Genomic DNA, 23,827 nt, shown 5'->3' on the forward strand with positions numbered 1-23,827 from the left:
GAGGCCGCCAACCACGGATATCACCGGGCGGCATGACAGGGACACTTGACGGACTGACGCATCATTCCATTTAATTGGCCCATGACTCCACGGATCGTCAGCGTCGACACCAGTGTTATCGAGCATCTGCCGGGCACCAGCCTCCGCGCTCGCCTCCTCGCCCTGGCGACGCGTCTCACCGCGCGGCAGGTACTGCGCCTGTTCGGCCGTTGGCCCGCTCTGCCCTGGCCGTTCAGCCTGGTCGATCGCCTGGCAGTCCTGCTGCCACCCGTCCCAGGCGTCACACGGAAGCTGATCGATCTCGGCGGGTGTCGAGCCGAACTGATCATGGCTCCGCAGGCACGCCACGCCTCCGGGGCGATCCTGTACACCCACGGCGGGGGCTTCCTCACCTGTGGCCTCAACACCCACCGCAGACTGGTTTCGCGCCTGTCGATGGCAACCGGAATGCCCATCCTCAGCGTGGATTACCGGCGGCCACCGAACGTCCCGCTGGCCGCCTCGATCGCCGACTGCGTGCGGGGCTACAACTGGCTGGCGCACCAGGGCTACTCGAGCATTGCGCTTGCCGGCGACTCGGCCGGCAGCTACCTGGCCATCATGGTCGCATTATCCGCGACGGAAGGACCGCGTCCCTCGGCTTTGTTATGTCTGTCTCCCATGTTGGACCTGGAATCCGTACGCGCCGAACCTCGCCGGGGCCGGGATCCGCTCTTTCCTGCATCGTGCCTGAACGCGCTGGGCACGTGGCTGGTGCGCCGAACCGGCCCCACCGACATGCGACTGCCGACACCCTTGTCGGCCGATCTGTCGTCGCTTCCCCCGACATTGGTGCTGGTTGGAGCCTCGGAGCTGCTCGCCGAGGATTCGATCCGGTTGGCGCGCAGGCTCAACGACTGTGGTGTCCCGTGCCGTCTCCAGCTCTGGGAGGGACAGATGCATGTCTTTCCCGCCTTTGCCGAGGTTGTGCCCGAAGGACGGATCGCGACAGCGCAGGCAGCAGAGTTCCTCACCAAAGCCACCGAGCAGCCGCTCCCGACGCGCTCCGGCGCCGCCTGAAACCGACCCTTGTCCACCGACTGAGGAAACCGTGGCATGTTCAGTGACCCGATGATCCCCGATGGCGAGAAGTCCAGTTACACACTCACGATCGCCAACAACTCAGACGCCGCAGATGTGCTGTCGGTGACCAGCCGGGAGGACGACGCCTACGTATCGTCTCTTACGGTGAATCACAACGGAGGCTTCGAGGTGTCCGTCACCCAGCGCTTTCGCCGGGCCGCGGGCGCCGTCACCGCCGAAAGCTACTGCTGCGAATCGAGGGACAGCGGAAAGCTGGTGAGCCGGGAGGAAGGGCGATTCCACGGCACCAGGCACATCCAGTTCGGTGGTGCCCTACAGCCGTTCCCGAGCAAGACGATGCCACTGCTCGGCGCCGCCACCCTCCTGCGCGGCATGGAATTCCGGAAGGGAGCGAAAACGAAGGTCGACCTGTGGCTGGCCTTCTCGGTGCACTGGCCCGCCGAAGCCAAGGTGGAGAAACGAACCCTCATCGACGTTCCGGTGGGCCGAGTCGAAGCCTGGGAAGTCCGGATAAGGCCGAGCTTCGCACACATCAACGGGTTGCTGGACAAGATGATCCAGGGACTGCTCCCACCGTTCATCGCGCACTTCGACGCCGCCGCCGGTCATCGATTGCTGCGATTCAGCTTCCCGACCGGGCCGCTGCCGTGGCATCCGCGCGGTCTGCTGGCCATCCGCAGCTGATCGCGCCGCCCATCGGCAGTCGCCCGAGCGCGATCATCCCCGAGGGCCGTAATCGGCCACCTTCCAAGTATCACCCTGCTTGGCAACGGTGACCGACAACAGGTTCGGTGCCGTCACCGGTTCCGGATTCTGAATGTTCTGTGTCCGCTGTTTCGCGAAAACCGTCACCGTGTACTGGTCGTTCCCAGCGGGCTCGACCGCGGTCGCCACCACCTCACCGGTCGCCACCACCTGCGCTTCGGTCATGATCGATGACAGCGTGTCATGGATTTCGTTGTACCGCTGGGCGAGCTGATCGGATGCGTCCCGGCGCACCGCATCGAAGAACGCCTCGACATCGCGGTGGTCGTAGGTCAACGAGCGCAGGGTGTAATCGCGGGCGAGCTCGGCTGCTCGTGCCGAATCAGCGTTCTGCTGTCGCAAGGCATCCAGATCGGTGGCGGTCGAATGCCAGAACCATGCAGCAGTGAGCGCCACCGCGGTGGCTACGGCCGCCACCAGCGCCAGCGTCGTGGCCGGACGACGGCGGCCCTGCTGCGCGCATTCCGTGACAGCCGGATCCACCGAGCTCTTTCCCTCCTCATCCTTCTCTACGGGAGCCGCTGTGACAGTGGCCGATTCGTTGTCCGTCATGGTGGTCTCCTTCATTTCGGCGCGGTGAGCGTGATCCGAGCGGGGCCGCCCGGCGGGAACATCGCCGACAGCAGGTCGACGATCGAGCCTGCATCCACCCGGAGTGGACGGACCTGGGAGGTCACCGGCTTCAACACGGTCGCAACATGGCCCAGCGGAGGTGCGAGCTCGGCGACGTAGCCGTCGATCTTGTCGAACAGCTGACGCAATGGGTTATCCCAGATGTTCTCACCGGTGTCGGAATAGGTTTTGAACGACCTGATCAGGTGCAAGATCTCCGGCAGCGCCCGGTCGAGGTCCCCCGTGGCGTCGCGCAAGGTCGGCGCGTAGCCGGCGGCATTGTCACCCAGTGTCTGAGCGTTCACATACAGCCGCGTGAGCTGTCGTCGTTTGTCCTGGAGCAACTGGCTCATCCGATCGATGGCATCGGCGAGGCGCTCGATTTCCGCGTCGCGCCCGTCGATCGCTGCGTTGGCCGTCCGCACCAGGCGATCGACCTGTGCCGGATCTATCTGCGCATTGATCTCGTCCAATCGCACCAGCGCTTCGGTGACCGTCATAGCCACCTTCACCTGTTCGGTGGGGATCACGTCGCCGTGGTTCAGGTACGGCCCGTTCGAGGTGGTCGGCCGAAAGTCCACGAACTGCTCGCCCGCGGCGGACAGGTTGGCAATACGGACCTCGCTGTCGGCAGGTATTCGATATCGTGCATCGAGTTCCAGGCGGACCGTCAGCCCGTCACGGTCCGTTCGAATCTCACGGACACGGCCAATCTGCATACCCCGCAGATCCACCTCCGAGGTCTTCAACAACCCGCCCGAGGACTCCAACCGCATCGTCACCTCGATCGTCTCCCGACGCGGATCCATCTCGAGAATGCCGACCGATAGATAGCCCGCGCAGACAACGGTCATGATGAGCAGTAATGCCAGAGACACGGGTGCAGGGAGCTTCATCGGATCATCCCTATCGCGCGCAGAACCTTGATGAACTCCTCCGCCTGCGCCCGAGCATCCGCCTGGGCCGCCGCTGACGTGGTGAGCGTGATTCGGACATCGGGCGGCGCGCTGAAGAACGGGATCAGTCTGTCTCGAAGCAGGTCCTCGGTGACGCTGCTCATCTCGGCCACGGTGAGGTCGGCGGTGGCAACCGTCTGGGTCGCCGGTGCAAGCACGGCAACTATCGAGCGCAGGTCGCCGGCCACCGGAAGCAGCAGGTTACCGACCTGATGGGCCATTTCCCCCGCACCCTGCAGTAGAAGGACGACGCCGAAGATGACATCTGCAAGGCCGTTCGCCCGTTTCGGCCCCACATCGAGAATCCGGTCCAGATCGTCGGCGTCGGCCGCCAAGGTGGTGCTGATCGCTGCCGCATCATCGAGGATCCGGTCGATCTCATCGGTATGCGTTGCCATGTCGTGCAGTGCGGCGCGTCCGGCAGCCATGATCTTGTCGAGTTCCGCCGGATCGTCGGGCAGTGCGGCATTGACATCGGCGACCACCTCGCTCAGCGCTGTCCATGGGCCCCCGGTGATCACATTGGACAACGCACGCAGCGTATCCTCGATGTTCGTCGCTGGGCGGGTGTGTTCCTGGGAAATCCGGCCACCGTCGAACAGATAACGTTCTCCGGTGGCGTCGGGAGTGTCCAACGCGATGTGCATATCTCCCAAGATCGTGTTCTGCCGGAGTTCTGCCGTGGTGTCGACCGGCAGCTGCACATCAGCGCGGATGTCTACGCGTGCCACCGCCGTGTCGCCGACCAGCTCGACACTGTCGAGGACACCCACCTCGACGCCGTCGACCATCACCTTGGCGCGCTCGGGCAGATTGAGCACCGAGGTGAATTCGATGTCGATCGTGTAGTGCTCACCGGCGAGGTAGGTGCCGGGGATCGGGAGATCGGAGGGGCGCAGTCCACATGCGGTCGTCAACGTTGCCACCACGAGGAGCAACCCTGCCCGGCGCTTCATCTCGGTTCCACCGACGGGAGCGCCGCCGCGAGGGGCGGAAGATGCATGAGGATATCTCCGATATCGCCCGCCAGGCGGTTGTACTCGACAACCGCGGGGATGAGTTGGTCGAGGACTGGGTACAACCGATCATCGAATTTGTCGACATTACGGGAGAGGATCGGCAAGATATCGACCCCGAGGTCGATCACCCCGGCGAGATCGCGGGACAGGCCTTCAGCGAGCTGCAATGAGTTACGCAGGTTGCCGAGCACGGCGGCCATATCCGGCCAGTTCGTCACAAACATCGACATCAGCGTGTCCAGGTTGTCGATCAGGCGGCGATACGAGCTCTCGCGGGCAACTGGGTTGCCCGCCAACGTGTCCAGATACCCGATCAATGCGTTCCATTGCTGCGCAGTTCCTTGGAGGGCGGAATCGGCCGCGGACAGGGTGTCCCCGATGACCGGCTCCGCGGATCCGTCGGCGCCTGGCGGGCCGATCAGGTCCTCCGACAACTTTCCGATACCGTCCAAGGCCTCGCTGATGCCGATCGGAGTTCGGGTCCGTTCCACCGGTATGCACTCGTCGCCGAGTGTGGGCCCGCCCGTGTAGGGCTTGACGAACTCGACATGCCGGTCGGTCACGATCGAACTCGACATCGTCACCACTTCCGCATCGGTCGGCAGCTGGGCGGATCGGTCGACGTTCATCGTCACCCGCATGCGGTCCCCGAGGGGTTCGATAGCAGTCACCGTTCCCACTTCGACACCGAGCATTGTCACGATATTCCCCTCGTAAAGGCCCACGGTGTCGGTGAACTCGGCGCACACCTGGCGCTGCTCCGGCCGCACTTCCTCGAGCAATGCCCTCGCGCCGAACACACATCCCACGATGGTGACGACGACCGCGGTCACGGACACCCCGAACTTCACTGCGTTCCGCATCAGCACACCTTGCCCGCGTAGGGAATACACACTGCCGGGCCGCTACCGTGAGCCGGTGGCGGTGCCATCACCACATCGCCGTCACCCAGCATCGCCGTAATCTTGGCGAGAAAGTCCTCGATGCCCGCCACGACCTGGTCGATCACCTGCGGGTTGGCGAGCAGCGAGCCGGCCAGCTGCTCGAACTCCATCACCGACGGCTCGATGGCCGCCTCGTAGGCAATCACCGGACGGTGTAGGAGGTCGAGAAATCGCCTGAGCAAGGTGAACACCCGGACAATGTCGTCTTTGGCCGGAGCGAGTGTCACCGCGACGATACCCAACTCGTGGACCACATCGGCAAGTAGCTGGCGATCGTCGGCGATCGCGGCGACGTACTCGTCGGCCACTTCCACCGCCCGGTCGATTTGATCCGCTCGTTGCGCCAGACTCCCGGTCAGCCCAGTCACGCTACCGAGCACATTGCGGATGCCGTCCGGCCCCCCGGCAAGTGCGCGATTGACTTCGGACACAGTCGCTCGCAATGTGCCCCCGTCGATCTCGCTGAGCACCGGAGTGGCGGTGTCGATGATGTCGTTCAGGTCGAAGGGCGTGCTGGTGTGTTCGGGTGGAATATGCCCGTCACCGAGCGGCTTTTCCCCTCGCGGCTGCAGAGCGAGGTAATGTCCCCCGATCGGGGTCAGCATTTTCACCGCCACCGCTGAATCCCGGCCGACATGGACATCCCGATCGACGGTGAACCGGACCTCGACATGGTCGCCGGCCAATTCGACCGAGCGCACGGACCCGACATCGATTCCGGCGATACGGACTTCGTCACCCGGCCGAGCTCCGCCGGATATCCGGAAATCCGCGGTGTAGGTCTGCTCGCCGAAGGGCAGGACATACACCACTCCGGCGGCGACGAGCGCGACCACGGAGACTACGACTCCGGCGACACCCCAGCTCACATGCGTGGGAGAATACCCGCGATCGGCCATCCACCAGCGTGCTGCGCGAACGCATTGCGCCATCGTCGATTTCATCGGCACACCACCAAGTTCTGGCCGGCAAGTATCGAGGCACCGATACCGGGCAGCGGAAGCTCACCGGCTGAGCAGTTGACTGTAGGTGCCGCACCAGCAGCGGGAACCGCTCGGTTCAACCCGCTGATCAAGGACGGCACAAGACCCAGAATCGACACCAGCTGACCGGACTGTGGAACCAACCGGTGCAGCAACGCATCCATCGGCGGGTAACCTTCATCGTAGACGTCGCGGACTTGTTCCAGAATCGGCACCAACTCCCCCAGCGCGCGGTTGCCACGGTCGGCGGCGAGCAGAATTTCGGAGGTAGTTGTGCTGAACCGGCGCACGATCCCACCCACCTGCTCCACGAAATCCCCTACTGCCTGCGACTTTCCGCCGATCTGATCGGCGATCACCCCCAAGTTCCGTATCAGCAGGACGACTAGCGCCTCACTGTCATTCGCCTGCTCGGTCAGGCGCTCCAGATCCGCCAGCGCAGGCCTGACCCCGCTCCCATCACCCTGCAGGACTCGCAGGATGTTGTTGCCGAACTGATTGAGCTCGGCGGTAGACAGCGTGTCGAACAGGGGCTTGAACCCGTCGAACAGCACCGAGACATCGAAGCTCGCGACGGTGCGCTCCACCGGAATCGTGCTATCCGGCGACAACCGCTCCGCAGACGTGTCGGCCTGGATGATCTCTACATACCGGCGCCCGATCAGATCCTGATACCGCACCGCGACGCGGGTATCGGTATACAGTGGCCGACCGCGGTCCACGGAGAACCGGACCAGTGCCTGGTCACCGACCAGATCGATGGCTTCGACGGTCCCGACCGCCACCCCCGACATTCGGACGGTGTCACCTGTGTGCAGGCCCGAAACATCCGTGAACTTTGCGGAATACCCCACCCGATCGCCGGGCACCGGCGTACGCATCGCGGAGACCACGAACACCGTCGCCAACGCGATCAAGACGCCGAACACCGCGAGTTTTACGGCAGCGCTCCTGATATCTGTCATCGCGAGCCTCCCCGGTTCGGCGTGAGGGAATCGGCCAGATAGGGCATCGTGCCGACAATCACTTCGAGTTGCATCTGCACCCGGCCGTCCACGACCGGGAATGCCGCTCGGATGTTGTCGATCAACCCGGCTAGCCGGTTGTAAGCGGGAGCCACAGTGCCAGCGGACAATGCAATCGGCATCGCGAGGTCCAGCGCCGCTGAGAGCACCGGGGCCAGCAGCGGGTTGTCCCGTCGGAGCGTATCCGCCAGCGAAAGCAGCAGATCGTCGTTCAAACCGTGGACTGCCTTGTTGGTTCGATCTCGATTTGCTTCCTCGCCGAAGTACGCGCTCTCGTCGATGATTTGCAACATCGCCTCGAGTGCCGATGGCGTGAGGTGCGCGACGCTATCCGATAGCTCCGCACCGGCCTCCAGATAGTGCGCCAGTGGCGCACGCTGCTCGGTGGTCAACATTCGAGCGGTCTCGACCAGTGATCGAACGCTGCTACCCAGCAGGCCCGAATTCTCCTCGAGCAGGTCGAATAACCTTCGTACACCGTCGGAATCGACAATCCGGGCAAGCTCTGCGACGCGACGAAGGACACCCGCAACGGTGCCGTCAGCGACCCCGTCGCTCATCGTCAGCACCGCATGCTCGCGCAACGGAGTGCCACCGGCGGCGTCGATCAATTCGACACCGGTCGCACCGAAAATATTCGACGAACTGAACCGTGCGGTTGCCGAACTCGTCAGACCGCGAGCCTGATCGGGTTCCAACGCGATACCGATCCGCTGGTGGCCGTATCCGACCATATCGACCGAAGTCACCGTCCCGATCACATACCCCCGGAACTTGACGTCGGCCCCAGCGACGATCCCCTCGGCCAGGGTGGGCGACTCGACAGTCAACTCGAACCGCTCGGTGAACCGTCCCTGCGCGTATCCGGTGAGTACCACGGCGACTAGCGCCAACACCATCGCCACCACCATGCCCACTATGCGCAGCGTCCATGGCCCCGCAGACCGCCCGGATTGATCTTTGAATATCGCCATACCCCTACCCCGAGATCCTGACTCCGACATCCATCCCCCAGAAGACGATGGTGAGCACCATGTCGACAACGACAACCAGCACCAAGCTCGCCCGGATCGCCCGGCCGGACGCCCGGCCCACTCCCTCCGGCCCGCCGACCGTATAGAACCCCTGATATCCGTGTATCAGGATGATCAGGACGACGAAAACCGCGGCCTTCGCCAGCGAGGCGAACACATCGGTGGGCTGCACAAAGGCGCCGAAGTAGTGCTCGTAGGTGCCCGACGACTGGCCGTGTAGCACGTTCACGACGAGGGCGCAGGACAGATAGGACAGGAGCAACGTCAGCAAGTACAGCGGCACGATGGTGATCAGACCGGCGATCACCCGCGTGGTCACAACGAACGGGATCGGTCGAATACCGATCGCCTCCAACGCATCGATTTCCTCAGAAATCCGCATTGCGCCGATTTCTGCAGTCATCCGACACCCGGCTTGGGCCGCGAATCCGATCGCAGCCACAATCGGCGCCATTTCCCGCGTGTTCGCATAGGCGGAGATGAATCCGGTCAGCGGACCCATCCCGACCATGTCCAGGGCAGCGAAACCCTCGACGCCGACCGATCCACCCACTGCGACACCCAGGAACGCCAGTACCGCGACGGTGCCGCCTCCGACGATGATCCGCCCGTTGCCCCACGTGACATCGGTGAGCACGAGCATGGTCTGCCGTCGATAGGCACACAGCGTGTGCGGTATCGCCGCGATCACCTTCGCGACGAACACCGCCTTGTGGCCGATCGACTCCAGCACCGACGACGGCAACTGAATCGCCGACACAACCACCCGGTAAGCCGGCGGTCGGTAGCGGGACGGAACCTGAGCCATCAGCCTACCCGCGTCGGTAGGAACATCGAGACCAGCTGGGTGATCACCAGATTCACGCCGAACGCCGCGATCACCCCGAGTACCACCGCCGCATTGACCGCGTCGGCGACTCCCTTGGGCCCCGCAGTCGCTTCGAGTCCACGCTGGCACGCAACCACCAACACGATGGCACCGAAGATCAAGGATTTCACCAGCGCAACTGCCAGATCGGACATCGATGCGAAGGCCGCGAACGAGGAGACATAACTGCCAGGGGTGACACCCTGGAAGCCGACCGCGACCACATATCCGGTGAATACGCCCATGAAGACGGTCATGAGGCACAGCAGCGGGCTCAGCACGAGTACTGCCACCAGCCGTGGCACCACCAGGCGGCGGACCGGGTCGATCCCCATGACGCGCATCGCAGCGACCTCTTCCCGGACCGTGCGCGCACCCAGGTCCGATGCGATCGCCGAGCCGGCGGCACCGCCGAGCAGGAGGGCGGTGACAATGGGCGCTCCCTGTCGAATGACCCCCAGGCCGCCGGCTGCACCTGAAATCGAGCTCGCTCCGACCTGCTGGGTGAGGCTTCCGACCTGCACCGACACGATCACCCCGAACGGCACGGCGACCAGGACCGCCGGAATCGCCGTAACGCTCACGATGAACCAGGCCTGCTCCACAGCATCTCGCCACGCGAGCCGCAGCCGGATGATGTCCCGCACCATGTGCACGGTGGCCGACCGACCGAGCACCAATGCCCGGCCGAATGTGGACAGCGCAGACAATCCCGCGTCCACACCGCGGCCGACCAACGGGCCAGCGTTCGGAAGTAACCCGGCTCGATGGTTCATCCGCTCCTCCATTACATTTTGACTGACATGTCACTCTGCTGGTGTGAGCCCATTGTGGGCCGCCAGTCGCCGGTCGACCTCGATTCACCTACCGCGCGGGGTAGCCGATCATGGGTAGAAAGATGGCCCCCGACGTGAGGGTAACTCACGCAAGAGTCCCCGCAGACCGAACCTGAATATCGGCCGGAGTGCGAGCGCGACCCACCGCGCCGGTAGCCACCCGACATACCGCGGCCGCACCGCGAGTGTCCATTCGAGGCGAGTTCGCGCCCCGCCGTCGATCGGGACGACGGCATAGCGTTCACACCACGAACCGAACACCGGCAGCGTGGCGTCGACCGCGGTGTAGACGAGCGACGACCCCTCTTCCCAGTGCAGGATCTTCTCGTGCTGCGCGAAGATCAGCCAGTGGTGAAGGAACATCTGGAAATCGCGTACCACGCCCGGTTCCCGGGTCGGCGCGGTCGGGTACCGGCACCCCCAGACGGTCGGCAGCCAGGACCACATGCGGTCACTCGCGACGACATCCCACACTTCCTCGGGAGCGGCGGCGTATTCGTACTCGATGTGCGATACAAACGGCGCGCGCGCGAAGAACTCCTGGTACGCACCGGCGGCAATCGGTTCAGCTGCGAACCGCATCTGCTTCCTCCCCTGCCATCGGATCCGGTTCGATCGTCACACCGTGGGACTCGGGCAGGCGCTCGTAGGAGTAGTCGTCGAGCGGGAAGTTCGCCACCTCACGGCGCGTCTGCAGCAGACTCGACGGGCGTACATAGGGCGACTGTCCGTGCGAGTTGACGAAGTAGGTGTTGGAACCCGCACAGTGGATGCCGAAGTAATGGGCGATGTTCCGATTCCGCTGCATCAGCCGACTATGGTACCGATCCTGGGCATCCTTGCGGACCTCGATGCGAGTAGCCTGTCGTTCTCGCGCCGCCTGTACCGCACGACTGATACTGCACATGGCGGTCTCGAGAATGTAGTGGAATCCGGTACCCGTCCACGAGTACGGGCCGACCAGAATCCACCGATTGGGCAGGCCGGCCACCGCAGTACTCTGGTACGCCTGCAAACCCTCTGCGTTGAAGAATTTGGCCAGGTCGAATCCTGCCGCCCCGATCACCGTACCCTCGCGGTAGCTCTCGGGGTCGGAGAACACCTCGTAGCCGGTCGCGAGCACCAGGGCGTCGATCTCGCGGACCGTACCGTCGGCGGTGACGATCGCCGAATCGGTGATGCGCGCGATGGAGTCGGTCACGAGTTCGACATGGTCGCGGTTCAGCGTAGGCAGGTAGTCACCACCGAGCGTGCCGCGGGTACAGCCCGGTCCGTACTGCGGCACGAGCGCCTGGCGAACTTTCGGATCGCGGACCTTGATCCGCAGCCACCCTCGATACAGGGCTCGACCCACCGAGTCGAATATCGGCGCCGTGGCACGGAATACCCGTTCCGGGGTGTGCACCAGAACGCGCAGCCCCATCTCGACGAAGCACAGTCCGAGACCGTTCATGAAGGCACTCACACCATTTATCGCGAGGAGCCGTTGCATCCATCGAGGAACCGCGAAATCCGGCTTCGGGAAGTACCACTGCGTGGTGCGCTGATAGATGTCCAACCGCGACACGTGTGGCGCCAGCGATGGTGCGATCTGCACAGTGCTGGAACCGACTCCGATGATGCCGACCCGTTTACCGGTGAAGTCGTAGTCGTGATTCCAGGCGGAGGGGATCATCACCTCGCCACGGAAGGAGTCGAGGCCAGGAATATCGGGGCGGTCCTTCGGACGCAGGTATACGCCGATCGCACTGATCACGAACCGAGCGGTGATCGTGTCACCGGTGGCGGTGTGCAATTGCCACAGATGATTCGCTTCGTCCCATTCCTCACGGACGATATCGGTCTCCAGCCGAGTCTTCTTGTCCAGGCCATAGCGGCGGGCAACCTCGAGATGGTATTCCTGGATCTCCGCCCCGGTGGCGAAGAATCGGGACCAATCATGCTTCCGGGCGAAGCTGAACTGGTACGCCACCGCCGGGATGTCGGCGCCGACACCGGGGTAAGTGTTGAACAACCAGGTACCACCCATTTCAGACGCACGATCAATGAGCAGCACGTCGGTGACTCCGATGTCGTGCAGCTTGGCTCCCGCGCAGATACCGCCGGCGCCTGCTCCGATGATGGCCACTTCGACGTCAGGTCTGACCGCACCGGGGGGCGGTACGGAATTCCTTGCGCTCTCGCTCACCTATTTCTCCTCTTTCCTCGATACCGGGGAGGTGATCGGACTGTCCGGAACCGTCATCCGAGCTGTTCGTAGCGGTAGTCGTCGAGCGGGAACGTCTTACTGGCTCGGGTCGACTGATACGCCGTGGTCGGACGCAGAAAAGAAAAGTCTCCATGGTGGTCGATGTAGTATGAATTGGCGTTCGCGCAGGCTTTTCCATGCATCAGCGTGTCCGTGGCACGGGGACGGATGAAATCGTAGAAGCGGTCATTGGCTTCGGGACGGACCGATACGGCGGTCGCGCCTCGCCGACCGGCCTCCTGGATGACGCGGATCGCGTGCCGAGTGGCGTTTTCCACCATCACATGCCAGGAACTCCCGCTCCATGCGTACGGTCCGAAGATCATGAACGTGTTCGGTAGCTGCGGCATGCTCACACCTTCGTATGCCTTGGCCCGCTCATGCTCATAGAAATCCGCTAGGTCGAATCCGTCACGACCCTTGACCGGACGTTTGCGGAAGACTGCGGGGCTCTGCGACATCTCGAATCCGGTGGCCAGAATGAGCACATCGACCTGCCGGTGGATACCCTCGGTGTCGGTAATGCCCGTGGCGTCGATCGACGCCACACCGGAAGTGATCAGATCGACGTTACTGCGGGTGAATGTCCGATAGTAATGGTTGGACACGCTCGGTCGTTTACAGCCGAATCCGTAGTCCGGAGTGAGTTTCCGTCGGAGCGCGCGGTCGCGCACCTGGGTGAACAGGAATGCGCGAGTCGCCCAGGCCGGGAGAAGGGCTAGTGGTGCGATCTGCTTTCCGTAGACCGTGATGCCCACCAGCCCGAGCTCGACGCACGCTGCGGCCACACCCCGGATCGACGTCTGCAACAGCGGAACCTTCCGGAAGGCGTGTTGCACGAAACGTGGGATGCGGAAGTCTGGCTTGGCGAACACCCAGATCGCCCGTCGCTGGTAGACGTCCAGCTGCGCCGCCACCCTAGCCACCTGCGGAATGACCTGGACGGCGGTGGCACCGGTACCGATGATCGCGACCCGCTTGCCGGTGAGGTCGCAGGAGTGGTCCCAGCGCTGCGTCTGGATCACTGTGCCGGCAAAATCGTCCAGGCCCGGAATGTCGGGCTTCTTGGGCTCGACGAAGGCGCCCAGGGCAGTGATCACGAATCGCGCGGTCAGTGTCTCGCCGTTGTCCAAGCGGAGTCGCCACAGATGCCGGCCCTCGTCCCATTCCCGGGCGAGGACCTCGGTCTTCAACCGCAGCTGCGACCGGATGCCGTACTTGTTCGCACAGCGGTCGATATAGGCCTTGACCTCGGCTCCCTTGGGGAACGTCCGCGACCAGTAAGGGTTCTTCTCGAAGGAGAACTGATAGACGATACCGGGGATGTCGACGGCCACGTCGGGGTACTGGTTGCTGTGCCACGTTCCGCCGATGTCGTCGGAACGCTCCACGATGACAAAATCGTCGATACCGGCGCGGCGCAGCGCAATTCCGGCACCGATTCCACCGATGCCGGCGCCGATTACCACGACCAGATGGTCTGGCATATCGCGCTCGTCATCGGTGTGTTCGGTTTCGACGGTCGCACGCTGTGTCATGATGTCTGTCCTTGTGAAATTGCCTGCCGAGCAGGGGCTGTGTCGCTGCCCGGATCCTGTACCAGCTCGATGGTCTGGCCGTCGATGCGGGAGTCGTATTCGGCCCGTTGTTCGCGGTCGATCGGCCCCATCACGCGATCGGCATCGGATACGCGCCGGCCCCACATCCAGAGGAATTCGGGCACGAAAGCCGCGGCGTTCAGCAGTGGGATGAGACCGCGCGGGGCGCCGACCAGGGCTGGCCGCCGCCGCAGCGTACCGGTGATGACCCGCGCGATACGGTCCGGGGAGACGATCGCGAGGCGCTCCCACCAGCGGAAGGGAATTCCGTCGAGGAGCTGGGTGCGCACTGCGGAGGGCAGGACGGCCGTCACCGAAACTCCCGTGCCGAGGAGTTCTTCCCGGGCCGACCGTGACAGTCCGGTGGCGGCATGCTTACTGGCGACATAGATCGCCAGTCCCGGCGAATGCACCTTCCCGGCCGCCGACGTGACGTTGATGATGTGACCACGACCGCGGTGCACCATCCGCGGCGCAACGGTACGCAGCGCATGGTAATGAGCCCAGAAGTTGGCGCTCATCGTGGCCTGGGCGACCGCCTCGGTGCCGTCCAGCAGAGCCCCGACCGGCATGATCCCGGCATTGTTGACCATCACATCGATGGGCCCTACCTCGGATTCGACACGATCGATGAAGGCTGCGAACGACTCCCGATCACCGACGTCGACCTGATATCCGGTGGCATCGATCCCGAGAGTACGGGCCGAGTCCTGCGCTGCGGCCAGGTCGAGGTCGCCGATGGCCACCCGGGCACCGGCAGCGGCGAACCGACGCGCTGTCGCCAATCCGATCCCGCGGGCGCCACCGGTGATGGCGACCACGGAGCCTTTGATCGTGATCGGTTTGAACGAGTTCATCGGGTCACCGCCATGGCCTTTTCGCTCGCGGCCTCCGGTGCCTGCGATGTGGCTGCGCGACGCCCGAACCGATAGTCGTCGAAGCGTGTCCTCCGGCTCGCCTTGCGTGCGCTCATCAATGATGTCGGCCGGATGTACGGCATGTCGCCCTGTGAATTGACGTAATAGGTCCGCAGCCCGGCATTGATGACCTGGAAGTAGTACGCGATATTTCTGCCCTGCCGGCGGATCATCTTGTGGTACCGCTCATGTGCCTCCGGGGCGACCTCGACCACATCGCATCCGAGACGCTCCGCTTCGGCGATGACGTTGACGGCGTGATCCGTGCCGATCTCGACCAGCTCATGCCAGCCCGTGCCGATCCACGAGTATGGCCCCACCAGCATCCACCGGTTCGGCAAGCCCGGCACGGCGACCGATTCGTAGGCCTGCAGCCGGTTCTCGGCGTAGAAGCGGCCCAGGTCGAATCCGTCGCGCCCGACGATCGCCCCTTCGCGGTAGCTTTCCGGGTCCGAGAACAGCTCGTACCCAGTAGCGAGCACGATCGCGTCGAGCTGGTGTTCGGATCCGTCGACCGTGCGGATCCCCGATTCCGTGATCCGCTCGATCGGTGCCACCACCAGTTCCACGTTCGACCGGTTGAATGTCTGCACATAGTCGTTGGACAATGTCGGCCGTTTTCCCAATGCGCCGTAGGTCGGCATCAGGTCTCGGCGGACTCGCGGGTCGCGCACCTGAGTACGGAGGTACCCGCGGTAGAGCGCACGCGCTAGTGCGTCGAAACCCCGTGCGCCGGGACGGAACAGCGCCGCAGGAGTGAATACGATCAGCCGCAACGCGAGGTCGACGAGCAGGTTCGCCATCCCGCTCAACAGCGGTCCGGCCCCAGGCAAGGCCAAAACGGTCTGCAGCCACGCCGGCACCGCGAAGTCGGGCTTGGGCAGGCACCAGACCGGAGTTCGCTGGTAGACCTGCAGCGAACCGACCTCGGGGGCGATCGAGGGAGTGATCTGCACGGAGCTGGCTCCGGTGCCGATCACCGCGACACGCTTGCCCGCCAGGTCGTAGTCATGGTCCCAGCCGATCGGTCGCAGCACTTTTCCCCGGAAGTCTTGGTAGCCGGGAATACCCGGGTCCTGTTTCGGGTGGATGTATGCGCCGACAGCCGAGATCAGGAACCGGGCCGTGATCTCCGACCCGTCGTCAGTGACAAGGCGCCACCATCGGCGCTGATCGTCCCAGATCTGCTGCACGACATTCACGCCGAAGCGAGTATGTGCCGCCAGGCCGAAGCGGTCTGCCACCGCTTCGTGGTAGGCCAGGACTTCCTCTCGCTTGGGAAACACCCGCGCCCAGTTCGGATTGCGCGCAAACGAGTACTGGTAAGTGAAGCCCGGTACGTCCACACCCAGGCCCGGGTAGTTGTTGTCCCGCCAGCTGCCCCCGAATCCCTGCGCGCGCTCGAGAATGACGAAGTCCGTGAGTCCGCGCTGCAGTAACCGGGCACCGGCGCAGATGCCGCCCGGCCCGGCACCGATCACCGCGATGCGGTAATCGGGTGTTCCGGTGTCCGGGATGGCCTTCTCGGGCGTCGCGCGCTGGCCGCCGCGATTCTTGGGGGTCATCGGTGGGTGTCCTCTCGTTGTTGCGTCGTGGCAGTGATCGCCGCATAGTCGTCGAACCATGTAGCGGCCGAATCGAGGCCGCGCAGGATGCCGCCCAGCACGGGCCGGATCAGCGATTCCGCGGAGCGGATCGGCAACCACCCGATGAACCGCGGAGTCACCGAAACGGTCCACCGCAGCTGGGTGCCGCCATCCGGCCCAGGCTCGAGGGCGAACATCTCGGTCCCCGAAGTAAGCAGGGGCAGCGACATCCCGGTGATGGTGTGCCCGATGCGGACCCCCTCCTCGTAGCAGGTGATCTCTTCGCGGGCGGCCAGCAGCGGAGTGCGCAACACGCGCTTGGCCCCCACTTCGCGGCGCTGGTCGTCGTATCGGAATCCGGACACCAGCGGCAACCACGAAAAGCACGATTCGTCGGTCAGCGCCCGGAAGACCGCCTCCGGAGGTGCGGCGATCGTCCGTCGAACGGTGACGGTCAACGCCGCCCGGCGGAGAACATACTCTTCCTGACGATCCGCCCAGACCGGTCGGACGACGAAGCGCGACGCCGCGTCGTATCCACGCCGCAACAGGATGCACACCGCGGCGGCGGCGCCGACTCCTAGTGCGGCGGCGGCAAGTCCCGATCTCGCAAACACGATCAGTCTTCGCACGATTCTCCGTCCCGAACAATTAGCTGAATGGCGTGTCAATCCGATAATGTCCGATCATGCCCGAACGCGCAAGCACCAGATTCGACGACCAAGATCGATCAGCCCGGCAACAACGCGAGTCAGCGGACCCGCCGGCGACGAGAGCAGCCCGAAGCGCCCGCCTCGGCGGGTTGGCCGCCCGACAGGCGATGCGCAACGCGCGCGCACGCTTCGTGCGCTACACCCGCGGCCGAGACGCCGAAGCGCAGGCCACTGTGGACGCCTTCGCCCGCGGTGCCGACGAACTCGTCACCGTGCTGGGAAGCATGAAGGGGGCGGCGATGAAAGTCGGGCAGATGCTGTCGGTCATAGACCTCGGGTTCCTGCCCGAGACCGAACGGGAACGATTCCGCGCACGGCTCGCCACCCTGCGCGACGCCGCGCCTGCTCTGCCGTTCGAGCGGATGCAGCAGGTTCTGGAGCAAGATCTCGGACAGCCGTGCCGCGCTTTGTTCAGCGATTTCGATCCCACCCCCATCGCGGCCGCCTCGATCGGACAGGTGTACCGGGCCCGACTACACGGTGGCCGCGAAGTGGCCGTGAAGATCCAGTACCCCGGCATCCAACACGCCATCCGGGCTGATCTCAAGAACCTCACCCTGCTGTTACGGATGACGAAACCGCTGCTGCCGGGGTTCTCCGCAGACCCGCTGGTCCGGGAGCTCTCGGTCCATCTCAACCAGGAGCTCGACTATCTCGCCGAAGCACGCACCCAACACGAGCAGGCGCGCCGCTTCGCCGAGCACCCCGCCATCCACATCCCGGATACCATCCCCGCACTGTGCAGCCCGCGGGTGCTGATCAGTGAGTTCGTCCACGGCCGGCGCTTCGACGAGATCCGCGCCGCACCGGCCGAGATTCGCGACCGAGTCGGTGAAACGATCTTCCGGTACTACATAGGGTCAATGTTCCGGGATCACCGATTCAACGGCGATCCACATCCGGGCAATATCCTGCTGGCGCCGGACAACCGCGTCACCTTTCTGGACTTCGGCCTGTTCAAGACCATGGACCCGACGGCGGTCGAGCTCGAGAGGCAAGCGCTGCACGCGGCCATCGACGGGCGTGCCGAGGATCTACTCGATGCGCTCCATCGCACCGGTGCGCTCCGTCCGGATTCCGATCTCACCGCGGACGAAGCCATCCAGTATGTCTACGACGCCTCCCCATGGACGTTCGTCGACGATCGCCTGGAGATCACGCCGGAAATCGCCGGTGGCGCCCTGATGTCCATCGCCGACCCACGTTCCTCGGACTTCGCGCACATGCATCGGGAGGACCTGCCGGCAGAGCACTTCTTCTCCCGCCGCGCCGACTTCTACACTTTCGGCGTACTCGGACAGTTAGGGGCAACCGCGAACTGGCACCGCATCGCCCGGGAGTGGCTGTGCGGGGATCCACCAACCACCCGACACGGTCGACTGGATGCGCAATGGCGCGCTGAGGCGGGCCAGTGCGCGGACAACACGGCCGCGAAATAGGTCGGTTTCACATCGCGTTTCAGCACATCCCAGTCCTGACGTCCGGCCACCGCCGGATCGCTCCAGTCAAATTTGAGCCGAGCGAAACGTAGTCGCTGCCGAGATGCCGGATGTGCACCGAGCCTTTTCATCCTCGGTCGGCGGCCCGGAGCTCGCGATCTTGCAGGACGTGGACGGCTTTGGCCAGCGATCCGGTCTTGTCGGGGCAGCAGCGGAGTCTCCGCAGCACACGCCAACTTTCAGTAAATCTGGTCCGTGAAGCGGAGGTACCGGAGAACGTCGCCCCGAAGGGTCGCGTGGGCGGATCAGCGCACATTGGTCGATGAGCTCTGGTTCATCTCGGTGTCAGTGTGTTGGTCCACGCGTCCCGTATTCGTTCCGGAAACTCATCGCGATGATCTTGGATAACGAAGGTCTGTGGGGCCGGGTCACCGCCGACGTCCTGCAGCACGCCGATCCGGCCATGACTCAGCGCAAGTACAGGGCCCGAGCGCGGGTGCATCACGGCAGCAGCGGTCGCCCACGGTGCAGTAATGGCTCGCTCGGCAATGCGGGCGCAGGATGACGATGCAATCGGACGTGACCGGACTTTCTCGAGGCTTACTGGAGAGTTCGGTGACCACACTACAAAACGGCCTCTGACCATGCAGAGTGACCTGCTGGTCAGAGGCCTTTTCCTGCTCCCCCATCTGGACTCGAACCAGAAACCTGCCGATTAACAGTCGGCTGCTCTGCCAATTGAGCTATAGGGGACTATCCTCGGTGGCTCTCCCGTTCCGGGCGGGCCGAGGAGAAACTTTAGCGTATCGGCCGTCCGGTTCCCAAATCGCGCTTCTACCTGCGATGATGCCGCCGGTCATCGCTGGGGCGGCTGGGGCGGGAGGGCACGGATGTGCCGGGGTGGCCGGATCGACAGGGGGTGTGCGTTTCGGGCAGGATGGTAGCCGCGAACAGGCGATTGGGAGGAGCTCTACCAGATGCTGCGGTTGTTGATCGGCGTCGCGGCCGGATATGTGCTCGGCTCGAAGGCCGGGCGGGCGCGCTACGAGCAGATCAGTGCGGCCACCCGCGCGGTGACGGGCAGCCCGGTGACGCGCAAGCTGGTGCTGGTGGGGCGGCAGAAGCTGTCGGACAAGTTGAGCACCCGCCCGCAGCTGGAGCCGATGGTGCCGCTGGACGAGCGGACCACGGTGCTGGTGCCGCACGATCAGCTGCGGCACAAGAGCAAGTGAGCTGAGGGCCGCCTCAGCCCGCGGCGAAGTCGTCGGAGTTGCCCATCGCCTGGGCTTCCAGGCTCTTGCGATACTGCTCGAGCGCGACGAGATCGCCGAACAGCGCGAGGTATTCGTCGGTCTGGTCGTTGGCGGACAGGCGCTGCAGCTTGGACTTCAGCGTGGCGATCTGCCGGCCGACGTAGGCTTCCTGGGCGCGAGCGAGCACGCCGGTGATGAAGCGGGGAATGTCGTTGACGCTCTTGACCGGCAGTTGCGCGCCGGCGAGTTCGGAGACCAGGGCGCGCAGGGTGAGGTCGTCGGTGGCGTCGGCGACGGCGTTGACCCATTCGGCGCCGCTGAGCCCGCAGGAGGCCCCGCCCGCCTCGGCGATCATGGTGCGGATCGCGGCGTAGGCGGGGTGGGTGAAGGCTTCCGGTTCGAGCGCGTCGAAGACGGCGCCCGCGATCGCCGGGTATTGCAGTGCGGCGCAGAGGCTTTGGCGCTGCGGCAGCAGGACGGGGTCGTTGGGGTTGGGGCGCGCGGCCGGATGTTCGGCGACCTTGGCGGGGGCGGCGGGGGCGCGGCGCGGGGCGATGCCGGTGCGGCCGCGCTTGGCCTCCTCACCGACGCGCCGCACGACGGTCTGGATGTCGTCCCAGCCGACCCAGCCGGCCAGCCGGGTGGCGTAGGCCTTGCGGGTGGCGTTGTCCTTGATCTGGGCGACCACGGGCACCGCCCGCCGCAGCGCCTCGACCTGGCCCTCCACCGTGTCGAGATCGTGCTCGGCCAGCAGGCCGCGGATCACGAACTCGTACAACGGGGTCCGGCGCGCGACGAGGTCGCGCACGGCGGCGTCGCCGCTGCGCTGGCGCAGTTCGCAGGGGTCCTGACCGTCGGGGGCGATGGCGATGTAGGTCTGCCCGGCCAGCTTCTGGTCGCCGGAGAACGCCTTGATCGCCGCCGCCTGCCCGGCCGCGTCGCCGTCGAAGGTGTAGATGATCTCGCCGCGCCAGAAGTTGTCGTCCATGAGCAGCCTGCGCAGGATGGCCATGTGCTCGTCGCCGAAGGCGGTGCCGCAGGAGGCGACGGCGGTCTTCACCCCGGCCAGGTGCATCGCCATCACATCGGTGTAGCCCTCGACGACGACGGCCTGGCGGCTCTTGGCGATCTCGCGCTTGGCGTGGTCGAGGCCGAACAACACCTGGGACTTCTTGTACAGCAGCGTTTCCGGCGTGTTGACGTATTTGCCGGGCATGGTGTCGTCGTCGAAGAGCTTGCGCGCGCCGAACCCGATGACCTCGCCGCCGAGATTGCGGATCGGCCACAGCAGGCGGCGGTGGAAGCGGTCGATGGGGCCGCGCTTACCCTGCCGGGACAGCCCGGCGGCCTCGAGTTCCTTGAATTCGAAGCCCTTGCGCAGCAGATGTTTGGTGAGGGTGTCCCAGCCGGCGGGGGCGTAGCCGCAGCCGAACAGGCGCGCGGCGGCGGCGTCGAAATCGCGGTCGGTGAGGTACTTGCGGGCGGCTTCGGCCTCGGGTTCGGCCAGCTGCGCCATGTAGAACTCGTGCGCGGCGGCGTTGGCGGCGACCAGGCGGGCGCGGGTGCCGCGGTCGCGCTGCACCGAGGTGCCGCCGCCCTCGTAGTTGATCTGGTAGCCGACTCGGTCGGCGAGCTGTTCGACGGCTTCGACGAAGCCGATGTGCTCGATCTTCTGCAGGAATTTGTAGACGTCGCCGCCCTCACCGCAGCCGAAGCAGTGGAACAGGCCGTGGTTGGGCCGCACGTGGAACGACGGGGACTTCTCGTCGTGGAAGGGGCACAGGCCCTTCATCGAGTCCGCGCCCGCCCGTTTCAGGGCGACGTACTCCCCCACCACGTCCTCGATCCGGACACGGTCGCGAATTGCCGCGATATCGCGATCAGGGAGTCGTCCGGCCACGGGGTGAAGTCTAGCGCCGGGCCCGCGCGCTGATCATCCGGCCAGTTGGGCGGCGACGCGTTCGAGCCTGCTCTCGGTGTAGGAGGCGATCTGGTCGACGATCACCCGCACGCGGGCGGTGTCGGAGTCGGCCTCGGCCCACCACGGCAGCAGCTGGGGGTCCAGGTGTCGCGGCGCGGTCGCGAGCAGGCCGGTGGCCACGGCCTGGATGCGTTCGCGCTGGGCGGCTTGGCGCTGCTTGTGCACCGGGTCGGACATCACGTAGCGCAGCGCCACGGTCTTGAGGATCGCGACCTCGGCGGCGACGATCGGCGGTATCTCCAGGCTCGCCTGGTATCGCACCAGCGGCGCGGGCCCGGCGACGGCACGGGTGGCGGTGATTGCGGCGGTGGCGAAGCGCCCGACGAGTTCGCTGGTGAGCCGCTTGAGCGCCACCGAGCTGGCGAAGGTGCCGTCGTAGCGGAAGGCGTCGGCGACCACCGGCAGTTCGGACAGGCGCTGGGCGGCGGCGATCAGCTCGTCGACGCCGAGTTCGGGATGCTGGCGATGGCCCATCGCGGCGAGCGCGGCCTGCTCCTGCGGGTCGGCCAGGGCGCGCAGGTCGATGCGCCCGGCGATCACCCCGTCCTCGACGTCGTGCACCGAGTAGGCGACGTCGTCGGACCAGTCCATGATCTGGCATTCCAGGCTGCGCACCCGGTCCGGGGCGCCCTTGCGGATCCAGGCCAGCCGGTCGGCGTCGATGTCGTAGGCGCCGAATTTGGTGCCCGGGCCGGTGCGACCCCACGGGTATTTGATGGCGGCGTCGAGGGCGGCGCGGGTGAGGTTCAGGCCCGCGCTGGTGCCGTCGGGGGCGAGCACCTTGGGTTCGAGGCGGGTGAGGATGCGCAGGTTCTGGGCGTTGCCCTCGAATCCGCCGTAGGGGTCGGCGAAGGCGTCCAGCGCCTTCTCGCCGTTGTGACCGTAGGGCGGGTGGCCGATGTCGTGGGCCAGACCGGCGAGGTCGACGAGGTCGGGGTCGCAGCCGAGACCGTCGGCGATGCTGCGGCCGATCTGGGCGACCTCGATGGAGTGGGTGAGCCGGGTGCGTGGAGTGTCGCCGTCGCGGGGACCCATCACCTGGGTTTTGTCGGCAAGCCTGCGCAGCGCGGCCGAGTGCAGCACCCGGGCGCGGTCGCGGGCGAACTGGGTGCGGTGCCCGGCGGTGAACTCGGTGTCGGGCGAGCCGAGCCCGGCGGTCTTGGCGCCCTCGACCACCATCCGCTCGCGGTCGTGTTCGGTGTAGTCGCCCATCAGGTCACTGTCCCGCGGTGTAGGGGAAGTCGGCGGAGAAATGCGTGAGCTGGTACCACAGCAGCGCGAAGGTCTCCCGGGCGATGCCGTGCGCCTGGGATTCGCGGGTGTAGACGGCGGGGCCGGTGCGGGTGGGCGCGGTCCACGCGCGCAGGCCGGCGTCGCGCGCCATGGTGCGGGTGCGCAGCGAATGCCAGGGATCGCTGACCAGCACGGCCGAGGACATCTCACGGGCCTTCATCGCCAGCGCGACGGCCTCCACACTGCGCAGGGTGTCCGAGCCGGTCTCCACGGCCAGGATGGCCTCGGCGGGGACGCCGCGACCCTCCAGGTAGATCTTGCCGGAGGCGGCCTCGGTGTAGAGGTCGCCTTCCTGTTTACCGCCGACGGTGATGACGCGGGGGGCGACACCGGCCCGGAACAGGTCGTAGGCCTGGTCGAGCCGGGCCTCGAACACCGACGAGGGCGTGCCGGAGTACTGCGCCGCCCCGAGCACCACGATCGCGTCGGCCGGGGTGTAGTCGTCGATGCGGGCCACCTGCCACACCCGCACGGCGGTGCCGCCGACCAGCACCATGCTCATGAGCACGGCCGCCGCCACGGTGCGCCGAATCCAGCGGGCGAGCCCGGCCCCCACACCCCGCGCGAGACCGGATTCGTACGCCGAAGCCGAGCGGTTGCGCTGTGGTGCCGAGATCACTCCACCAAGTCTGCCAGGTGGGTGCCGCGCACGCGGTACGGGTGAAGGCCGGCGT

General features: G+C 65.3%; 22 protein-coding genes and 1 tRNA gene. 4 read left to right on the forward strand and 19 right to left on the reverse strand.

Annotated features, from left to right (window positions below):
- Nucleotides 1–81: 81 nt before the first annotated feature.
- Together AMO33_RS12840 and AMO33_RS12845 are read left to right on the forward strand one after the other, a co-directional pair.
- Nucleotides 82–1,059 carry an alpha/beta hydrolase gene (locus tag AMO33_RS12840; RefSeq protein WP_060592750.1) on the forward strand — a complete coding sequence of 326 codons (978 nt, stop codon included), beginning with the start codon at nt 82–84 and terminating at the stop codon, nt 1,057–1,059.
- Between the two features lie 36 nt (nt 1,060–1,095).
- Nucleotides 1,096–1,767 (forward strand): hypothetical protein, encoded by a 672-nt coding sequence (locus AMO33_RS12845; protein WP_060592751.1) that lies wholly within the window; start codon nt 1,096–1,098, stop codon nt 1,765–1,767.
- A gap of 33 nt (nt 1,768–1,800) precedes the next feature.
- Here AMO33_RS12845 and AMO33_RS12850 read toward each other — a convergent pair whose 3' ends face one another.
- The 15 genes from AMO33_RS12850 to AMO33_RS12920 form a co-directional block, all read right to left on the reverse strand.
- Nucleotides 1,801–2,400 (reverse strand): hypothetical protein, encoded by a 600-nt coding sequence (locus AMO33_RS12850; protein ID WP_139337616.1) that lies wholly within the window; start codon nt 2,398–2,400, stop codon nt 1,801–1,803.
- 11 nt (nt 2,401–2,411) lie between these two features.
- On the reverse strand, nt 2,412–3,356 hold the full coding sequence (locus tag AMO33_RS12855; protein WP_076574209.1) for an MlaD family protein: 945 nt from the start codon (nt 3,354–3,356) through the stop codon (nt 2,412–2,414).
- Nucleotides 3,353–4,372: an MlaD family protein gene (locus AMO33_RS12860; protein WP_060592754.1), complete on the reverse strand. Its 1,020-nt coding sequence runs from the start codon at nt 4,370–4,372 to the stop codon at nt 3,353–3,355. Before AMO33_RS12860 ends, AMO33_RS12855 begins: the two co-directional genes overlap by 4 nt.
- On the reverse strand, nt 4,369–5,298 hold the full coding sequence (locus AMO33_RS12865) for an MCE family protein (RefSeq protein ID WP_115411096.1): 930 nt from the start codon (nt 5,296–5,298) through the stop codon (nt 4,369–4,371). The genes AMO33_RS12860 and AMO33_RS12865 overlap by 4 nt, the downstream gene beginning before the upstream one ends.
- The gene (locus AMO33_RS12870) at nt 5,298–6,323 is read right to left on the reverse strand and encodes an MCE family protein (RefSeq protein ID WP_076574213.1); all 1,026 of its coding nucleotides are present in this window, start codon (nt 6,321–6,323) and stop codon (nt 5,298–5,300) included. Before AMO33_RS12870 ends, AMO33_RS12865 begins: the two co-directional genes overlap by 1 nt.
- The gene (locus tag AMO33_RS12875; RefSeq protein WP_060592757.1) at nt 6,320–7,327 is read right to left on the reverse strand and encodes an MCE family protein; all 1,008 of its coding nucleotides are present in this window, start codon (nt 7,325–7,327) and stop codon (nt 6,320–6,322) included. Before AMO33_RS12875 ends, AMO33_RS12870 begins: the two co-directional genes overlap by 4 nt.
- Nucleotides 7,324–8,298 (reverse strand): MlaD family protein, encoded by a 975-nt coding sequence (locus AMO33_RS12880; protein WP_240327555.1) that lies wholly within the window; start codon nt 8,296–8,298, stop codon nt 7,324–7,326. The genes AMO33_RS12875 and AMO33_RS12880 overlap by 4 nt, the downstream gene beginning before the upstream one ends.
- A 67-nt stretch (nt 8,299–8,365) precedes the next feature.
- Nucleotides 8,366–9,232, reverse strand: coding sequence for an ABC transporter permease (locus tag AMO33_RS12885; protein ID WP_373457337.1), 867 nt, complete (start codon nt 9,230–9,232; stop codon nt 8,366–8,368).
- A complete protein-coding gene (locus AMO33_RS12890; RefSeq protein ID WP_373457311.1) occupies nt 9,229–10,065 on the reverse strand; it encodes an MlaE family ABC transporter permease in 837 nt (278 codons plus the stop codon). Before AMO33_RS12890 ends, AMO33_RS12885 begins: the two co-directional genes overlap by 4 nt.
- A gap of 108 nt (nt 10,066–10,173) precedes the next feature.
- The gene (locus AMO33_RS12895) at nt 10,174–10,707 is read right to left on the reverse strand and encodes an SRPBCC family protein (protein ID WP_060592760.1); all 534 of its coding nucleotides are present in this window, start codon (nt 10,705–10,707) and stop codon (nt 10,174–10,176) included.
- Entirely contained in the window at nt 10,691–12,313 is a 1,623-nt protein-coding gene (locus AMO33_RS12900) for a flavin-containing monooxygenase (protein ID WP_082668655.1), read from the reverse strand. The genes AMO33_RS12895 and AMO33_RS12900 overlap by 17 nt, the downstream gene beginning before the upstream one ends.
- Nucleotides 12,314–12,366: 53 nt before the next feature.
- Nucleotides 12,367–13,911 carry a flavin-containing monooxygenase gene (locus tag AMO33_RS12905; protein ID WP_240327512.1) on the reverse strand — a complete coding sequence of 515 codons (1,545 nt, stop codon included), beginning with the start codon at nt 13,909–13,911 and terminating at the stop codon, nt 12,367–12,369.
- Nucleotides 13,908–14,828: an SDR family NAD(P)-dependent oxidoreductase gene (locus tag AMO33_RS12910; protein ID WP_076574203.1), complete on the reverse strand. Its 921-nt coding sequence runs from the start codon at nt 14,826–14,828 to the stop codon at nt 13,908–13,910. The genes AMO33_RS12905 and AMO33_RS12910 overlap by 4 nt, the downstream gene beginning before the upstream one ends.
- Nucleotides 14,825–16,453 carry a flavin-containing monooxygenase gene (locus tag AMO33_RS12915; RefSeq protein WP_076574201.1) on the reverse strand — a complete coding sequence of 543 codons (1,629 nt, stop codon included), beginning with the start codon at nt 16,451–16,453 and terminating at the stop codon, nt 14,825–14,827. The genes AMO33_RS12910 and AMO33_RS12915 overlap by 4 nt, the downstream gene beginning before the upstream one ends.
- Nucleotides 16,450–17,106 (reverse strand): SRPBCC family protein, encoded by a 657-nt coding sequence (locus AMO33_RS12920; RefSeq protein ID WP_159005644.1) that lies wholly within the window; start codon nt 17,104–17,106, stop codon nt 16,450–16,452. The genes AMO33_RS12915 and AMO33_RS12920 overlap by 4 nt, the downstream gene beginning before the upstream one ends.
- A 188-nt stretch (nt 17,107–17,294) precedes the next feature.
- Here AMO33_RS12920 and AMO33_RS12925 point away from each other — a divergent pair, with 188 nt between their 5' ends.
- Complete coding sequence (locus tag AMO33_RS12925) at nt 17,295–18,626, forward strand: ABC1 kinase family protein (RefSeq protein WP_240327556.1); 1,332 nt, start codon at nt 17,295–17,297, stop codon at nt 18,624–18,626.
- 680 nt (nt 18,627–19,306) lie between these two features.
- On the opposite strand, the gene AMO33_RS12930 is transcribed toward AMO33_RS12925, so the two are convergent.
- A tRNA-Asn gene (locus AMO33_RS12930) sits at nt 19,307–19,379 on the reverse strand.
- A gap of 224 nt (nt 19,380–19,603) precedes the next feature.
- On the opposite strand from AMO33_RS12930, the gene AMO33_RS12935 reads away from it, so the two are divergent.
- The gene (locus tag AMO33_RS12935; protein WP_011208001.1) at nt 19,604–19,858 is read left to right on the forward strand and encodes a hypothetical protein; all 255 of its coding nucleotides are present in this window, start codon (nt 19,604–19,606) and stop codon (nt 19,856–19,858) included.
- A gap of 13 nt (nt 19,859–19,871) precedes the next feature.
- Here the strand turns inward: AMO33_RS12935 and dnaG are convergent, their stop codons facing one another.
- The 3 genes from dnaG to AMO33_RS12950 are packed head-to-tail and all read right to left on the reverse strand — an operon-like array spanning nt 19,872 to nt 23,772.
- Entirely contained in the window at nt 19,872–21,779 is a 1,908-nt protein-coding gene (gene dnaG, locus AMO33_RS12940) for a DNA primase (RefSeq protein WP_060592763.1), read from the reverse strand.
- 33 nt (nt 21,780–21,812) lie between these two features.
- On the reverse strand, nt 21,813–23,072 hold the full coding sequence (locus AMO33_RS12945; RefSeq protein WP_060592764.1) for a deoxyguanosinetriphosphate triphosphohydrolase: 1,260 nt from the start codon (nt 23,070–23,072) through the stop codon (nt 21,813–21,815).
- A gap of 4 nt (nt 23,073–23,076) precedes the next feature.
- The gene (locus AMO33_RS12950) at nt 23,077–23,772 is read right to left on the reverse strand and encodes a YdcF family protein (RefSeq protein ID WP_170916209.1); all 696 of its coding nucleotides are present in this window, start codon (nt 23,770–23,772) and stop codon (nt 23,077–23,079) included.
- Nucleotides 23,773–23,827 lie beyond the last annotated feature (55 nt).

Origin of the sequence: Nocardia farcinica, assembly GCF_001182745.1 — a bacterium.
GTDB lineage: Bacteria > Actinomycetota > Actinomycetes > Mycobacteriales > Mycobacteriaceae > Nocardia > Nocardia farcinica.

Bases quoted from the DNA above. Each gene is read 5' to 3' on its own strand.
- AMO33_RS12845 (WP_060592751.1), top strand. From the start codon at position 1,096: ATGTTCAGTGACCCGATGATCCCCGATGGCGAGAAGTCCAGTTACACA.
- AMO33_RS12910 (WP_076574203.1), bottom strand. From the start codon at position 14,828: ATGAACTCGTTCAAACCGATCACGATCAAAGGCTCCGTGGTCGCCATC.
- AMO33_RS12890 (WP_373457311.1), bottom strand. From the start codon at position 10,065: ATGAACCATCGAGCCGGGTTACTTCCGAACGCTGGCCCGTTGGTCGGC.
- AMO33_RS12915 (WP_076574201.1), bottom strand. From the start codon at position 16,453: ATGACCCCCAAGAATCGCGGCGGCCAGCGCGCGACGCCCGAGAAGGCC.
- AMO33_RS12905 (WP_240327512.1), bottom strand. From the start codon at position 13,911: ATGACACAGCGTGCGACCGTCGAAACCGAACACACCGATGACGAGCGC.
- AMO33_RS12855 (WP_076574209.1), bottom strand. From the start codon at position 3,356: ATGAAGCTCCCTGCACCCGTGTCTCTGGCATTACTGCTCATCATGACC.
- AMO33_RS12865 (WP_115411096.1), bottom strand. From the start codon at position 5,298: ATGCGGAACGCAGTGAAGTTCGGGGTGTCCGTGACCGCGGTCGTCGTC.
- AMO33_RS12925 (WP_240327556.1), top strand. From the start codon at position 17,295: ATGCGCAACGCGCGCGCACGCTTCGTGCGCTACACCCGCGGCCGAGAC.
- AMO33_RS12895 (WP_060592760.1), bottom strand. From the start codon at position 10,707: ATGCGGTTCGCAGCTGAACCGATTGCCGCCGGTGCGTACCAGGAGTTC.
- AMO33_RS12880 (WP_240327555.1), bottom strand. From the start codon at position 8,298: ATGGTGGTGGCGATGGTGTTGGCGCTAGTCGCCGTGGTACTCACCGGA.
- AMO33_RS12840 (WP_060592750.1), top strand. From the start codon at position 82: ATGACTCCACGGATCGTCAGCGTCGACACCAGTGTTATCGAGCATCTG.
- AMO33_RS12860 (WP_060592754.1), bottom strand. From the start codon at position 4,372: ATGAAGCGCCGGGCAGGGTTGCTCCTCGTGGTGGCAACGTTGACGACC.
- AMO33_RS12875 (WP_060592757.1), bottom strand. From the start codon at position 7,327: ATGACAGATATCAGGAGCGCTGCCGTAAAACTCGCGGTGTTCGGCGTC.
- AMO33_RS12850 (WP_139337616.1), bottom strand. From the start codon at position 2,400: ATGACGGACAACGAATCGGCCACTGTCACAGCGGCTCCCGTAGAGAAG.
- AMO33_RS12935 (WP_011208001.1), top strand. From the start codon at position 19,604: ATGCTGCGGTTGTTGATCGGCGTCGCGGCCGGATATGTGCTCGGCTCG.
- AMO33_RS12870 (WP_076574213.1), bottom strand. From the start codon at position 6,323: ATGAAATCGACGATGGCGCAATGCGTTCGCGCAGCACGCTGGTGGATG.
- AMO33_RS12945 (WP_060592764.1), bottom strand. From the start codon at position 23,072: ATGGGCGACTACACCGAACACGACCGCGAGCGGATGGTGGTCGAGGGC.